Origin of the sequence: Edaphobacter sp. HDX4, assembly GCF_036877565.1 — a bacterium.
GTDB lineage: Bacteria > Acidobacteriota > Terriglobia > Terriglobales > Acidobacteriaceae > Edaphobacter.
This window is the reverse complement of sequence record NZ_JAEDXW010000010.1, coordinates 160,664-175,599: the sequence shown is the minus strand read 5'-3', so window position 1 is coordinate 175,599 and position 14,936 is coordinate 160,664. Positions and strand designations below refer to the sequence as shown.

General features: G+C 59.7%; 15 protein-coding genes. 8 read left to right on the top strand and 7 right to left on the bottom strand.

Annotated features, from left to right (window positions below):
- Positions 1 to 411 (top strand): reverse transcriptase-like protein (locus tag JAO29_RS11810; RefSeq protein ID WP_334268423.1); only part of this gene is annotated, 411 nt, incomplete at its 5' end.
- Between the two features lie 8 nt (positions 412 to 419).
- Here the strand turns inward: JAO29_RS11810 and JAO29_RS11805 are convergent.
- A complete protein-coding gene (locus JAO29_RS11805) occupies positions 420 to 875 on the bottom strand; it encodes a hypothetical protein (protein ID WP_334268422.1) in 456 nt (151 codons plus the stop codon).
- A gap of 65 nt (positions 876 to 940) precedes the next feature.
- Complete coding sequence (locus JAO29_RS11800) at positions 941 to 1,408, bottom strand: MarR family winged helix-turn-helix transcriptional regulator (RefSeq protein ID WP_334268421.1); 468 nt, start codon at positions 1,406 to 1,408, stop codon at positions 941 to 943.
- 109 nt (positions 1,409 to 1,517) lie between these two features.
- Between JAO29_RS11800 and JAO29_RS11795 the strand changes: the two genes are divergently transcribed.
- Positions 1,518 to 3,341: a TonB-dependent receptor plug domain-containing protein gene (locus JAO29_RS11795; protein ID WP_334268420.1), complete on the top strand. Its 1,824-nt coding sequence runs from the start codon at positions 1,518 to 1,520 to the stop codon at positions 3,339 to 3,341.
- Between the two features lie 35 nt (positions 3,342 to 3,376).
- Here the strand turns inward: JAO29_RS11795 and JAO29_RS11790 are convergent, their stop codons facing one another.
- The 3 genes from JAO29_RS11790 to JAO29_RS11780 all read right to left on the bottom strand — a co-directional run bounded on the left by JAO29_RS11790 (position 3,377) and on the right by JAO29_RS11780 (position 5,297).
- Positions 3,377 to 3,733: a VOC family protein gene (locus tag JAO29_RS11790; RefSeq protein WP_334268419.1), complete on the bottom strand. Its 357-nt coding sequence runs from the start codon at positions 3,731 to 3,733 to the stop codon at positions 3,377 to 3,379.
- A 78-nt stretch (positions 3,734 to 3,811) separates the two neighbouring features.
- Positions 3,812 to 4,372 carry a lysozyme gene (locus tag JAO29_RS11785; protein WP_334268418.1) on the bottom strand — a complete coding sequence of 187 codons (561 nt, stop codon included), beginning with the start codon at positions 4,370 to 4,372 and terminating at the stop codon, positions 3,812 to 3,814.
- A 457-nt stretch (positions 4,373 to 4,829) separates the two neighbouring features.
- Positions 4,830 to 5,297: a GatB/YqeY domain-containing protein gene (locus JAO29_RS11780; protein ID WP_334268417.1), complete on the bottom strand. Its 468-nt coding sequence runs from the start codon at positions 5,295 to 5,297 to the stop codon at positions 4,830 to 4,832.
- A gap of 85 nt (positions 5,298 to 5,382) precedes the next feature.
- On the opposite strand from JAO29_RS11780, the gene JAO29_RS11775 reads away from it, so the two are divergent.
- From JAO29_RS11775 to JAO29_RS11750, 6 genes are all read left to right on the top strand, one after another.
- A complete protein-coding gene (locus JAO29_RS11775; protein WP_334268416.1) occupies positions 5,383 to 6,564 on the top strand; it encodes a pyridoxal-phosphate-dependent aminotransferase family protein in 1,182 nt (393 codons plus the stop codon).
- Between the two features lie 669 nt (positions 6,565 to 7,233).
- The gene (locus JAO29_RS11770; protein ID WP_334268415.1) at positions 7,234 to 7,623 is read left to right on the top strand and encodes a hypothetical protein; all 390 of its coding nucleotides are present in this window, start codon (positions 7,234 to 7,236) and stop codon (positions 7,621 to 7,623) included.
- 130 nt (positions 7,624 to 7,753) lie between these two features.
- A complete protein-coding gene (locus JAO29_RS11765) occupies positions 7,754 to 9,544 on the top strand; it encodes an ABC transporter ATP-binding protein (RefSeq protein WP_334268414.1) in 1,791 nt (596 codons plus the stop codon).
- 58 nt (positions 9,545 to 9,602) lie between these two features.
- Positions 9,603 to 10,598, top strand: a complete 996-nt coding sequence (locus JAO29_RS11760; RefSeq protein ID WP_334268413.1) for a phospholipase D-like domain-containing protein — start codon at positions 9,603 to 9,605, stop codon at positions 10,596 to 10,598.
- A gap of 134 nt (positions 10,599 to 10,732) precedes the next feature.
- The gene (serA, locus tag JAO29_RS11755; protein WP_334268412.1) at positions 10,733 to 12,361 is read left to right on the top strand and encodes a phosphoglycerate dehydrogenase; all 1,629 of its coding nucleotides are present in this window, start codon (positions 10,733 to 10,735) and stop codon (positions 12,359 to 12,361) included.
- A gap of 139 nt (positions 12,362 to 12,500) precedes the next feature.
- Positions 12,501 to 12,839: an FmdB family zinc ribbon protein gene (locus tag JAO29_RS11750; RefSeq protein ID WP_334268411.1), complete on the top strand. Its 339-nt coding sequence runs from the start codon at positions 12,501 to 12,503 to the stop codon at positions 12,837 to 12,839.
- A 196-nt stretch (positions 12,840 to 13,035) separates the two neighbouring features.
- Here JAO29_RS11750 and JAO29_RS11745 read toward each other — a convergent pair whose 3' ends face one another.
- Positions 13,036 to 13,416 carry a DUF6496 domain-containing protein gene (locus tag JAO29_RS11745; protein WP_334268410.1) on the bottom strand — a complete coding sequence of 127 codons (381 nt, stop codon included), beginning with the start codon at positions 13,414 to 13,416 and terminating at the stop codon, positions 13,036 to 13,038.
- 66 nt (positions 13,417 to 13,482) lie between these two features.
- The gene (locus JAO29_RS11740; RefSeq protein ID WP_334268409.1) at positions 13,483 to 14,934 is read right to left on the bottom strand and encodes a hypothetical protein; all 1,452 of its coding nucleotides are present in this window, start codon (positions 14,932 to 14,934) and stop codon (positions 13,483 to 13,485) included.
- Between the last annotated feature and the right edge of the window lie 2 nt (positions 14,935 to 14,936).

Here is a 14,936-nt window from a genome sequence, read left to right as displayed (position 1 = left end):
CTGCGTGTCGTCTCCGACTCCGAGCTGATGGTCAAGCAGATCCAGGGCAAGTACCGGGTCAACTCGCCAGATCTCAAGCCTCTGTGGCAAGAGGCGAAGAACCGCATAGCCCGGCTGGATGCCTTCGAGATCAGCCACGCCCTGCGGCATAAGAATAAGGACGCCGACCGGCTGGCGAATCAGGCGATGGACCGCGGCATGAAGCGCCCGCACCCCGCCGGGCAGCCAGCACCGGAACCACTCAAGGCGACACCCTATCCCACCAAATCTTCGACCCCGCCCGATCCCGATGCCCGACCAAAGACGGCGTCCGACGTCATGCTGCGCGGCTTCACGCGCGGTGGCGTAGTGCATGTGCTCGGCGGGCAGACCCTGCCCGATGGCGTCTTCGTGAAGATCATCCCCGAGTGAGGCCGTAGTTACTGCCTGTCGAAGACATCGGTCCCAGCGAGCTTGTTGCCTTTGGGATCGGTGCCGTTGACCGTGGTGGTCATCGTCTTACCATCTTTCGAAACCACCAGGCGACGCGTTCGCAGCTCTTGGCCATTCTTCATGTATCGAAGTTCGCGAACATGGTCGTTGATCATCTTCGCAGTGATGGCATCAAAATCTCCCTGCTCCGGGGTACCCTGCCCACCCTGCGCGGGCATGGTGTACTTCACTGAGAGCGGAGAGCTGTCCGCGTAGGTACCGGTGGCCGTCACCTGAATCGTGTTCCCCTGGTCTTCGATAACGATGGTCACATCGCTGGGTTTGGTCCCGGCGGTGTATCTGCTCTTTTCCGCATTGAGCTTCCAGGTTCCCGCAAATGGGTCTTTGGCAAAGAGCGGCGTGGAAAGGGCGAGCAGCGTCAGTGCGACGAGTATCTTTGGCATAGCGGTCACCTCGTGGCGCGAAACTATACGCCTTCCGGCACGGCGCCGCCATGGGATGAGGAGCTTTAACGGCTTGTCTGTTCCCCGCCTTCCGTCAGGCGGGAGCATAACTGTTCCAGCTCCGTCATCTGCCGCAGCATCGACTCCAGCCCCGACGAGCCCATCTCTTCTTCCATCAGGGCCTGGATACGGTCGAGAATCGCCGCCACCCGCGCCGCTCGCCTTCTGCCTGCCGGCTCCAGCTCCAGAAGAAATCCTCGAGCATCCTCGCCGTTAATGCGCCGTCGTACCAGGCGCTTCGCCTCCAGCGATGAGATCACGTGACTCACGTTTCCTCGTGTCGTCTCGAACGTGCGCGCCAGCTCCGACGGACTCACACGCTTCTTCTCCAGAAAGATCGCAGCCAGCGTCAGCGACTCCGCGAAGGTCAGCCCCTCCCGCTTCAGCAGAGTATTCAGCGAAGTCTCCATGCGACGGGCGATCCGGCTCGCCTGAAAGGCCGGGCTCTGCTGCAGGAATGATTCGATTCGCATGGCGACCTGCTCCTTATGAACCTATGAGCGACTTGATTTAGCGGCTCAACTACTTACGATACAACCAAACTACACCGCGAACACTCTCGAGATCGGAGATCATCTTTCTGTGATTCCCCTCAGACCGGTTCTCCTGATCGCCCTTGCATCCTCGCCTCTCGTGGCGCAGAACTCTCCGTCACCCCAGACGGCAGCCCCCGTTCAGGAGACCGTGACCGTCACCACGGCAATCCCACCGATTCCACTGTCGGAGTCGAACCGCTCCGTAATGACGCTGGACACACGCGAGCAGCCGCTGCTCTACAACAACGTCACCGACTACCTGCGCCAGGACACCAGCATCAACCTGCAGTCGCGCGCTCCCTCCGGAGTGCAGGCCGACCTCTCGATCCGCGGAACGACCTTTGAGCAATCCCTCGTGCTGCTGAACGGTCTTCGCATCAACGATCCCGAGACCGCGCACATGAACCTCGACATCCCCATTCCGCTCGATGCCCTCTCGCGGGTCGAGGTGCTGCACGGCTCCGGCTCTACCTTCTACGGCTCCGACGCCATCGGAGGTGCCGTCAACCTGATCACCGAGCGTCCGCCGGAGGAGCCGCGTCTCTCGCTCATCGCAAAGTCGGGCGCCGGAAACTACGGTTCGCTCGAGAATCATCTGCGCACCGACCTCAGCACCCGCCGCATCAGCGAGCAGTTGACCGGAAGCCGCGACACCTCGAACGGCTTCATGCCCGACCGCAACTATTCGAGCAACGCGCTCTCGTCGGAGACCTGGCTGACCGTGCTCAAGCCCGGAACCACCGACATTCTGCTTGCAGGCAGCGACCGTCCCTACGGCGCCAACCAGTTCTACGGCAACTACGACTCCTGGGAGCGCACCAAGGGCTGGTACGCCGCCCTGCAGCAGCAACTCGGCCAGAAGACCTCGGCGAGCTTCGCCTACCGCCGCCACACCGACCTCTTCGTCCTTCTGCTGGATCGGCCCAACTACTACCGCAACAACCACGTCACCTCAGCCTGGCAAAGCGCTCTCCGACGCGCCGATACCATCGGCGCAAACACGACGCTCTCCTATGGCCTCGAAGCCAACGGAGACTCCATCCACAGCACCAATCTTGGAGTTCACGCCCGCAACCAGGGTGCCGGTTACGCGAATCTCTCGCTGCGCGCGCTCGGCCGCTTCTCTCTCTCGCTCGGAGCCCGCGAACAGGTCTTCTCCGGCGGCGATTCGGTGTTCTCCCCAAACATTGCCGCAGCCTACACTCTGACCCGCACACTCAGGCTGCGAGCCTCCGTAGGACATGGCTACCGCCTGCCGACCTACCTCGACCTCTACTATGCCGACCCCGCGACGATCGGCAACCCGAACCTCAAACCCGAGTCTTCCTGGAGCTACGAAGGAGGCCTCGCCTGGACTCCCTCCAGCGGCGCGCTCACCCTGAGCGCCACCGGCTTCAGCCTTCACCAGAAGAACGGTATCGACTACTCGAAATACGATCTCTCGCACCCCTGGCAGGCAGTCAACGTCGCCAACTTTGCGTACAACGGCGGCGAAGCCAACATGCGGGTCCGCCTTCCCCGCGCCCAGCAGCTTCAACTTGGCTACACCGCTGTTCAGGCGACCTCGCCTCCACCGGGACTCATCTCTGAGTACGCCTTCAACTACGCTGCACAATCTGCCCTGATCGCGTGGAGCGGACAGCTTCCCGCGCAGATCGTTGCCCGCTCGCAGCTTGCTGTCATCCAGAAGACGATGCAGTCGCCGTACCCTCTGTGGGACCTCTCACTCGCGCGAAACCGAGGACATATCCGGCCCTACGTTCGCCTCCTCAACATCACCAATACGACCTACCAGGAGGTTCCCGGCGTCCCCCTGCAGGGCCGCACCATCATGGCCGGAGCCGAGGTCAACTGGGCGAAGCGACACTGAAGTCGGAAGAAAATATCGGCCCACTTGCTGGGGAGCTATGGCTTCGGCGTCTGGTAGATCGCCATAAGATTCCCTGCCGGGTCGCGAAAACGTGCCGTAATCTCACCCGGATCGCCACCGATCGGCTGGACGATAGCGGCGTCATTCGCCTTCAACTTCTCCAAAGTCGCTTCGGCATCATCGACCATGATGTAGACCACAAGGCCAGCCTCCTGGGGTGGCCTGCCTGGGATGAACGCACCGCTGACCTGCCCGGTGGTGTCATCGAACGCCGTAGCTCCGTCGCCCCTCTTCCGAATCTTCCATCCGAAGATCCGGCTGTAGAAATCTGCCGAGCGCGCAGCATCCGTCGCGGGCATCTCGATGTAGCAGATCTTTCCGTCCTTATCCATCGCCAATCTCCTCATTCGGTGGTGATGATTGTGTCCGCGAGACCAGCCACAGATCTGCTGCTCAGACCGTTCATCACCCTACGTAGCAGAGGGACTCGCGGCCTTTTTCGCAGGTGGCCTTCGAGCAGTTGCGGCAGGACGCAGCAGGCGCAACGGCGAGGCAACAGCCTGGAGCGGAGCACCTACCTTTGCTTGCGCGACAGGTGTGTTGAAGAGATCCATCTCCGCCTGGCGCCGGATCGTGAGACCTCGCAGCACCTTGCCTCCGGCTTTGTTCCACCGCAGAAACTGCGCTGCAGCACCTGCAAAGTCTCCGGCGTTCAACAGCCGCAGCAACGTCGACTGCGCCAGGCTGGCTCCTCCGAGATTGAAGGTAAAGTCCACCAGCGCATCGAATTGATTCTGGTTGATCGCCGCGGTTACGAACTTGTTGACACAAGTCACCGCCCAGGCCACATCCGCCGACAGCAGGACCGCTCCCTGCTCCTCCGTGATCGTCAGTCCCTCTCGCACGTCGGTGCCGGTATGTCCGTACCCTATAGTCCAGACTCCGACACTGTCCTGGTAGGCATCCAGTCGCAGGCTCTCCGATCTCTCCGTGAGGGCCAGACCGCTTGCACCGTACTTGAAGTTCGCCATTCACCCCTCCTCGTAAACAGAAAATGGGAAAGAGCCAAACAAGGGCCCTTTCCCATTTCGTTCACAATCTAATCCGACTCTTTAAGAATAACAATCGGAATCGATCGAATCGGCAGATTTATAGACTGGCGTTTCACGTTTTGAGTCAGCGAGTTGGGCTGGATGAACGAGTCTGCTGGGCTTGACAAGGGTGTGTTCTGTAACCGGCATTGCAGAGGCTGGGCTTCATCGCTCCACTCGAGATGACACCCTCACCTGAAGGTATGTAGAAAGGGTGGCTGAACACAAATGTCACCTTTGGATAAAAGTGTCATCCTGAGCGGAGCGCGTCAGCATTGTCATCCTGGATAAAGTGTCATCCTGAGCGAAGCCCAAAGGGCGCAGTCGAAGGATCTGCGTTTCAACCGACCATTCCGCGCCCTCTGCGGAAAGAGACCCGCTCACAATTCCGAGCCTCTTACTTCGCCAGCTCCGTCTTAACGATCTCGCTGACCAGCTTGCCGTCCGCTCGCAGCCCATTGGCCATAATCCGCTGCTGCACCACCTTCATGACGGCTCCCATATCCCTGGGGCCGGGCTTGTTCCCGCCCTCCGCGAGGTGTCCGATCGCGCCCTCAACCACCTTCCGAATCTCGTCTTCTCCAGCCTCCTGCGGAAGGTAAGTTTCGATCATCGTGATCTCGGCACGTTCCTTCTCGGCCAGCTCAGGGCGGTTGCCTTTGGTAAAGCTTTCGACGGACTCCCGGCGCTGCTTGATCAGCGTAGAAAGAATCTGCGACTGCTCGGCATCGGTCAGCTCTGCGCGTTTATCGATCTCCTTGTTCTTCAGCGCCGACTTCACCATACGCAGGGTCGTCAGCCTGTGCTCCTCCTTCGCCCTCATCGCCGAGATAATGTCGGCGTCGATCCTCTTTCCGATCGTCATTTCGTACCTCTCCTTCGGTCCCTTGAGACTGACTCTTCATCATAGAACGCCTCCTGCCCTGCGCGTGCGTCGCTACAATAGAGGCATGATCCGGAAAACGCGCCTCTTCACTCCGGGGCCCACGCCCCTGCTTCCCGCGGCACAGTTCGCCATGGCAGCCGCCGATATTCACCACCGTACGCCTGAGTTCCGCGCCCTTTACACCCGTGTTCTTGCCCAGCTCAAGGACTTCGTCGGAACCACCAACGACGTCATCATCCTTTCGAGCGGCGGCACCGGAGCCATGGAGGCGTCAGTCTCCAACCTGACCTCCCCCGGAGACCGCGTTCTTGTCCTCACAGCCGGAAAGTTCGGCGAGCGCTGGACCGCTCTGACCAAGGCCTTCGGCTGCCACGTCGACGTCGTTGAGAAGCCCTATGGACAGACCTTCACGATGGACGAGGTCAAGGCTGGCCTGAAGCTTGAGACCCGAGCCGTGTTCGTTCAGGCCACCGAGTCCTCCACCGGCGTCCGTCACGACATCAAGGGCATCGCCGAGCTGCTGAAGTCCGAGAAGTCCGAGGCCCTTCTGATCGTCGACGCCATCACCGGTCTCGGCACCACCCACCTCGACATGGACGGCTGGGGAGTCGACGTTCTCATCGGCGGCTCGCAGAAGGCCGTCATGATTCCTCCCGGCCTCAGCTATCTCGCAGTCAGCTCGCGCGCGTGGGATCGCATGGAGTCCACCTACAATCCCCGCTACTACTTCGATCTCCGCAAGGAGCGCAAGAACGCACTGAAGGGCGAGAGCGCCTATACGCCGTCAGTCGCGCTGATCGCTGCTCTCGGAGCCTCGCTGGACTACATCGCCGGACAGGCCGAAGGAAATCTCGCCGAGGGCCGCAGGAAGCTCGTCGATAACGCCGAGACCTGCGCCGCCATGACTCGCGCTGCTGCCAGGGCGCTGGGATTCAAACTCTTCGCTCCCGAAGGCTCCGAAGCCGCAGCAGCCACCGCCATCATGGCTCCCGAAGGCACCGACTCCGGAACGCTGGTCAAAGGCCTCAAGTCGCAGTTCGCAGCCATCGTCACCGACGGCCAAGGCGACATGAAGGGCTCACTCTTCCGCATCGCCCACATCGGCTTCTTCGACTACATGGACACCATCGCCATCATCGGCGCACTCGAGCAGGTCATCGCAAAGGTGAAGACGCCGCTCCCCGGCTTCGAGTTCGGCAAGGGCCTCATCGCCGCGCAAAAGGTCTACGCCGAAGGCGCGAAGTAACACCTGTATCGAACTGAGAGAATGCCCACACCCTGATTCGATGGGTGTGGGCATTCTCTTTTACTCAGGCACCGCCAATTTTACTCGGCACCGTCAACTTTACTCAGCACCGCCAACATTACTCAGGCACCGACCAACTTACTGAGGTACTGACCAGCGCCAACCCACTTGGAGTGTCATCCTGAGCCGAGCGCGTCAGCGCGGAGTCGAAGGATCTGCGGTTACTTCTGATCTGCCCAGCCAAGGAACGGCTTCAACACCCGCCCACACGCAGTCGAACAGCTGCCGAAGGCGACGTCATGAAGAAGCGGAGCCCTGAGGTCTTCTTCCCTGACCCCACCCAGAAGTTGTCAACTCCTGCGCACCTCTCTATCAAACGCCAACCGGCACAAATGAAGCCACTTCGCGGGTTAAATTCCTCGCCGGTAAAATGCCGGGCAATTTCCCTCCCTTCTCTAAAATAGAAGTAAGGACAATATGCGCCGAGACCGCAGAGTCGTTCACGCACAAGTCGTAAAAACAGAGGTCCAAGCCTAACTCATTTGTTGTGAAGATTTTGCACAATAATGTACGGGGGGGTACCCTGCAGACGTCGCGATAAAAACCCTCTCGTAGAATCGCAATCACGACCTGAACAGTCACGACCTGAAATGGATCTGTGTCTACACCATGAAACGCTCCCCCAGGATCACTGCAACCCTCTTCGCCGTCGTCTCCCTCGCCGCCGCGACCGGCTGCCGCAAGCCGCAGATGCAGCGCTGCGTCGACGAGCACCATATCGTCGTGGACGATGATTTTTGTCACAGCAACGGCGAACAACGCGTTCTGGGCAGAAAGCCGGAACAGAGTGCGTCCTATCGCTACTACTACGGCGGCACAGGAAGCACGGAGGCGGGCACGCTTGCGACCGGCGGAAGCTATCTGCGGATGAGCGACCAGACCTATGCCGTCGCCGGCCGACGGCACCAACACCTGAAGAACGTCTGGCCCTATGTGGGAATCGCCGCGCTTGTCGTCCTCCTTCTCTTCGCCTGGGAGGGCCGGCGCACGCGGACGTAAGAGGCTGAACGAGAGTCCGGCGCAGCTGCCCGCTTCCCGATCTCGTCTGCACTGAAGCGACCGTAATCCGCAGAAATCTCTTCTCCCTGCTCCGATCTTCCGCTACGATTCGGACACTCGAGGAGTCTGTATGTTGCGCTTCATCGGTGGTCTGGTCCGACCCTACCGCGGCACTCTGGTCATCATCCTGATGGCGATGATGGTCGAGACTCTGATGAGTCTCGCCGCGCCCTGGCCGCTCAAGATCATCCTCGATAATGTCGTCGGCGATCACCACATGGCTCCATGGATGCACCGCCTTCTGGGGCCGCTGCTGGAACACGGCAGCCGGATGCACATCGCGTTCGTCGCAGCTTGCCTGTACGTTTCGATCGCGTCTCTTGGCGCGCTCGCCTCGTACATCGACAACTACTACACCGAGAGCGCAGGACAATGGGTGGCCCACGACCTGCGAATGCGCATGTACAACCACCTGCAGCGCCTCTCGCTGGACTACTACAACACGCACCAGACCGGTCCTATCATCAGCACTCTGACGACGGACATCCAGACCATCCAGGGATTCGCCTCTTCCTCCACGCTGAACATCGTGGTCGACATGCTCACCATTCTGAGCATGCTGGTGCTGATGTTCTGGCTCAACTGGGACTTCACGCTGATCGCAGTCGCGGTCACACCGTTTCTTCTCTTCTTCGTCTCGCGCTTCAAGAAGGCTGTCAAAGCTGCCACTCACGAGGTGCGCAAGGAGCAGAGCGAGATTATGGCGGTCGTCCAGCAGGGGCTGGAATCCATGCAGGTGGTCCAGGCCTTCGGTCAGGAGCCGGCGGAGGAGCAGATGCTTCAGACCGTCAGTCAGGCCACCGTCAGCGCCGCTCTCAAGGCCCGCAGCGTCAAGGCCCTGCTGTCCCCGGTTGTCACCATTGTCGTCTCCGTCTGCACGGCCATCGTTCTGTGGCGCGGGGCTGCGCTGATACTCTCTGGAGCCATGACGGTCGGGTCGCTCACTGTCTATCTCGCTTATTTGAGTCGCTTCTTCAAACCGGTAAAGGATCTGGCAACAACCACCAATGCCATCGCTCAGGTCACCGTCGGAGTAGAGAGAGTCCGCGGAATCCTCGACACCGACTCCATCCTCCCTGAGAAGCCGGACGCGATCGAGCCGGAGACCATCCGCGGCGATATCGAATTCCGCAACGTTGCCTTCGGTTACGATCCGGCCGACCTCATCCTGAAGGATGTCTCGTTCCACATACAGCCCGGCGAGTTCGTCGGCATCGTCGGTCCAACGGGCAGCGGAAAGTCCACTCTGGTCAGCCTCATCCCTCGCTTCTACGACGTAACCGCAGGGATGGCACTGATGGATGGGGTCGATGTCCGCGACTACAACATCAAAGACCTGCGCGATCACATTGGATACGTTCTGCAGGATACGATCCTCTTCCACGGGACCATCCTCGAGAACATCGCCTTCGGCAACCCCAAGGCGACACGCGAAGAGAGTATTGCAGCGTCAAAGCTTGCCAACGCGGATGAGTTCATCTCACGCATGCCGCAGGGCTACGACACCATCGTCGGCGAGCGCGGCTCTACACTCTCCGGAGGCCAGCGGCAGCGCATCGGAATCGCTCGCGTGATGGTGCGCGATAGCCCTATTCTGCTGCTGGACGAGCCGACTGCCGCGCTCGACAGCGAATCGGAAAAGCTGGTTATTGATGCCCTCGAGACGCTGATGAAAGGACGGACCGTCATCGCGATCGCCCATCGCCTGACCACCATTCGCGATGCCACCCAGATCCTGGTCATCTCTGATGGCGTCGTGGCCGAGGCCGGCACGCACCAGCAGCTTCTCGAACGGAGCGGAATCTATGCCGATCTCTATCGCACCCAGTTCGACACAGGCACACAACCTGCCGTTTTGTAGAATGGTATAGTTTTCGGGCTATCTCCAAGGCACTCTCCGGCTAAAGCGAAGGAAACCGATGTCCCGCTCCATCATTATCCTGCCCGATGACTCGGCCGAGCCGCTGCTCAACGCCATCGCAGGCGCCCAGTCCTCATTGCGTGTCAAAATGTTCGTCTTCTCCGATCCCTCACTGCTGGAAGCAGTCATAGCCGCGCACAAGCGCGGCGTGAAGGTGCGCGTGATGCTGAATCCGGAACGCCGCGACGGCGAAAAGGAGAATGACGAGACCAGGAAGCTGCTGGAGGAGGCGGGAGTCGATGTAAAGGACGCCAACCCCCGCTTTGACCTGACTCATGAGAAGTCGATGGTAGTAGACGATGCTACAGCGTTGATCGAATCGCTCAACTGGGAGACGCGGAACCTTACCGAGACACGCGACTACGCGATCGTCACCTTGCACAAACATGAGGTTGAGGAGGTCATAGAGTGTTTCGACGCTGACTGGAATCGCACGGAGTTCACCTCAGGCGAGCATTCTCACCTGATCTGGTGTATCGGAAACGGCCGCCAGCGCCTCTGCGAGCTGATCGACAGCGCAAAACATACGCTCTGGCTCCAGAACGAGCGATACCAGGACCCCGTCATCATCGAGCACCTGGTTCGGGCCTTCCGGCGCGGCGTCAAAATTCACGTCATGGCGCGCCCCCCGCACAAGCTCAAGAAAGAAAAGCTGGTCGAGGGAGTCAGCGGCCTTCGCATCTTTCAGGACCTTGAAATTCCGATCCGGAAGCTGAAGCACATCAAGCTGCATGCGAAGCTTCTGTTCGCCGACGATGCCCGGGCCATCATCGGCTCCATCAACTTCGCCCCCGGCAGCTTCGACAGCAGACGGGAGCTGGCCATCGAGGTAGATGACGAACCTATCCTCAAACGCCTCCGCAAAACCTTGCATGAGGATTGGGATAAGGCTCACCCCCTCGACCTCTCCGATGAAGGGCTTCTCGAAGAGCTGAAAGAAAGCGACCCAAATGTGGTGGAGGATCTGGGAATCGCCCACGGGAAGGGCAAATGAGCTTCGTACCCGTCCATGCGACCCGGAACGTCACCTGACGAGCCTCACCCGGGATGGCGGTCTCTCACGGGGTCTGGCTGAAGCTGACCCGGCCGAACCGGAGTCGCTCCCTTCGCGGTTAGAATAGAAGCTACATGAAGATCGTCATCGCTGAAAAAGTCTCCCCTGCAACCCTCGCCGTCTTCCAGCAGGAGCCTGGCTGGCAGATCATCACCTCCGATCAAATCAAGAACGGACTTCCGTCCGAGTTGGCTGACGCCGACGGGCTGGTCGTTCGCTCTGCCGTTCAGGCAGACTCCAAGCTGCTCGAGTCCGCACCGAAGCTTCGCGTCATCGGCCGTGCCGGTGTAGGCGTGGACAATATCGATACCGATGCTGCTACCCGCCGCGGCATCGTCGTCATGAATACCCCTGGCGCAAATGCCATTGCGGTCGCCGAGCTGACTATCGGTTTCATGGTCTCGCTGGCGCGATCCATTCCCCGCGCAAACTCGACGATGCACGATGGCAAGTGGGAGAAGAAGACGCTTCAGGGTCGCGAGCTGCGCGGAAAGACCCTCGGCATCGTCGGCCTGGGCCGGATCGGTCTTGAGGTCGCCCGCCGCGCCCGCGCCTTCGGGATGGAGCTGATCGGATACGATCCCTTTATCGCGCCCGTCATCGCACGCGAGAACGACGTTACCCTGGTGCCGATCGACGAGATCTTCCGCCGCTCCGACTACCTGACGCTGCACGTCGGCCTAACCCCGCAGACCGAGGGCCTGATCAACACAACCTCTCTGGCCATCATGAAGAAGGGCGTTCGCATCATCAACTGCGCCCGCGGCGAGCTGATCGTTGAGCAGGCGCTCGCCGATGCCTTGAAGTCCGGGCAGGTCGCCGGAGCCGCACTCGACGTCTTCCATCAGGAGCCGTTGAAGAACTCCCCATTCTTTTCGCTCGACAACGTCATCCTCTCGCCTCATGTCGCCGGATCGACCGACGAAGCGCAGGAGGCCATTGGAATCCAGCTGGCACGCCAGGTCCGCGATTATCTGAAGCTTGGCGTCGTTCAGAACGCCGTCAACGTGCCTTCGCTGACTCACGAGGAGTACACCGAGATCGCTCCGTACATCGACATGTCCGAGCGTCTGGGCAAGTTCCTCTCGCACGCGACCCCGGGCAATCTGGAGAATATCCAGATCAGCTACACCGGGCGGCTCGCGTCGGGCAAGACCGAACTGGTTCGCAATGCTGCGCTGGCCGGGATCTTCGCCGGATCTGAAGGCAATGGCGAGGCGCAAAACACTGCCAATCGCATCAACGCAGCCGCGGTTGCAGAAGAGCGTGGTGTGCGGGTTCAGGAAGATAAGAAGGAGTTTACGACCGGCGGAGCAGGATCCGTTCTCAAGCTCACCCTGCACTCGTCTGAGGGAGATGCGTCCGCTTCCGCGACCGTCCTGCATGGCAGCTCGCCCCGCCTGCTGACCTACGATGGCATTGACATTGAGGCTCCGCTGACCGGCACCCTCGTCGCCATCCGCAACCACGACGTACCCGGAGTCATCGGGCGCATCGGAACCATCCTGGGCGAGCACTCGGTCAACATCGCCAACTTTGCCCTTGGCCGCTCAACCCGCTCGCAGCGCGTTCCCCAGGGACAGGCTCTGGCCGTCGTGCAGATCGACGTACCTAACGCTGCCACCGCCAACGCCGCCGTCGAGGCGCTGCGCAAGGTGGAGGCTATCGCGAGCGTTCGCCTGATCGAGCTGGGTAAGCTGTAGGCACCAGACACCCCCCACCGGCCCTGCACATCATTGTGCGGGGCCTTTCTTTTTCAGGCTCAATTAGAATCAGAGAAGATATCGGTCCCAGCCCCCCGGCAGGGATCGCAAACCATCACTCACAGGAACAATCGCAGCCATGCCTCTCTACGAATACGAATGCACGGAATGTCACCAGCGCACAGAGAAGATCCAGAAGTTCTCCGATCCGGAGATTACGGTCTGTCCGCACTGCAGCGGCCATCTCGAGCGTGTCCTTTCGGCGCCCGCCGTAACGTTTAAAGGTGGAGGGTGGTACGCGGACGGCTACGGGAACTCGAAACCCAAGTCTGCTGATTCCAAGTCGTCTGAGACCAAGGGCGGCTCTGAATCCAACGGCTCCAGCGCATCGACGAGTGACTCAGGAAAGTCTGCCGCCGCTCCCGCAGCCTCTACTCCGGCACCAGCGGCTGCAGCGCCGTCTACTCCTGCAAAGTAAGTTGTCGTTGAGTTTTGTAGAAACGGGCCAGAGGCAGATGCGATGTCTCTGGCCCGGCTTGTGGAGAACGTCACTCTTACGTTGTTTCTGCGAATGGTGAATGAATCGGTAAATTCCTCGTTCACCTTGCACTTGTGAGAGATGAGTTGAGATCCATCGACGCGAACGGTGAAACAGGAGCCGCGCCTCAGGTCAGCTAGCTCTTCTTCTTGGGAACCTTCTTGCCCTCCCGTCGCGCCTCAGACAATCCAATCGCGATGGCCTGCTTGGGATTGGTCACTTTCTTACCGCTGCGACCCATCTTCAGCTTTCCTTCTTTCATCTCGTGCATCTCGCGCTCGACGTTCTTGCTTGCTGACGGGCTGTACTTTCTGGAGCTGGATTTCTTACTTGACTTCTTCGCCGAGCTCTTCTTCGAAGACGACCTCTTCGCTGGGGACTTCTTTGCAGATGTCTTGCGAGCGGTCGACTTCGATGCTGTCTTCTTCGTTGCCTTTTTGCTGGGACTCTTTCTACTCGTGCTCTTCTTGCTCGATGTTTTCTTCGAAGATTTTTTACTTGCCTTTTTAGTTGCCATGACTATCCTCCCAATTTATTTGAGAAGGCATAAGTCATTCCGTGAGTTGCATCCTCACATTGACTTTCACGTATCTCGGTGAGCTCTTCTTCGCCGCCGCAACAACGCAATGCCACCCACGAACAACGCCGCTGCAGCCGCCATCAGCTGCACCATCATGCGATGCCACCATGACGATGTTCGCTCAAGCGAGCCTGACTGCCACGCGCTCTTCACCCGCGCAAGATCATCTGCAAGCCCGGGGATCGTAATTGCGTTCAGGTCATCGGTTGGAAGCGAACCGAAGATTCGTTCCGGAGATGGCAGGCCGAAGTTGGTGTCCTTCGGAATCGCAGCCATCATCGCGTTGACCTCGGCGTCGCGCGGATCGTCGAAGAGCGAGACATCCGCCGTGTTTGGAAACAGCGTCGCGGCCCCAGTCATCTTCTTTTCAATTGCCGCCACACCATCCTGGCAGACGCCCAGAGGATAATAGCCACCGAAGGGGAGATCGGGCCGGCGAAGATGCTGGCGCATAAAGGCAACCACCATCTCTCCAACCAGACGCGTCACTTCGATCGCATCCTTATCGCGATACGTGTGCGCATGACGTCCCAGCACCCACGCCTGGTCCAGCGTGTCCATCGTGCGAAACTCGCTCTTGCCGTCGATCCCGAAGTACCAGCTCACATTCGCGTTAATCTTCGGTCCACGAATCTCCCACTCGTACTCCGCGTGACTCACCGGCACCAGCAATGAGCGCTTCTCGCCCGGAATCTGAATCTGCGAATCGATCCAGAAGGGCATCATCACCTCAAGCGCCTGCTCTGCCTTTGGCTGCTTGTAATGGAAGTGCCCGAAGTTTGCGAAGTAGCGCGCATCGAAGACCGTGACCGTGTGTCCCGTCTTCATGAGGGACGCGATGAGTTCCTCCGGGGTGGAAGCAGTCTCTTCGCCAATCGCAACCGATGTGGAGGCCGCGCCGGTCAGCCCGTTCACACTCAGACGATTTAGAACATCCGCCATGCGCTGGCTGTCTGCATGCATCGGCGCCAGACGCGGATTTGGGCCATCGCCGCGCGTCACTCCGGCTCCCATGTCAAAGACGATCCCATCCGTCGCGAATCCAGGCAGCGTCGAGGGCTTGTTCAGATCGATGGTCTCTTCCTGCTCAAACGTGTAGGGTCCGAGGTCGATAAAGCGTCGAACCAGGTCCTTCGTCACCCGTCCCGTTTCAAGAGGAGCATGCTCGCTCGCGCTCTCGTTCTGTGAAGCGGTGCCATCGTCCTTCTTCACAAAATATGTTCCGGCGATCTTCACCGTCGGATTGATCCCTCTGAGGGTCCATCCCGGAAAGCGGTCCAGCCCGCTCCAGTCTTTTCCTAAAATCAGCTCGCGCAGCCGCTTGATGAGCGATGGAGACATCAACGCCGGGCCCTGCTTATCTCCGTTCAGCTGACTGAGTAACGCATCGGTAAATCCCGGCGTCGCTGACAGTTCACGCATCATTCCGGACAGCAGAATCGTATTCGGAGGCATCG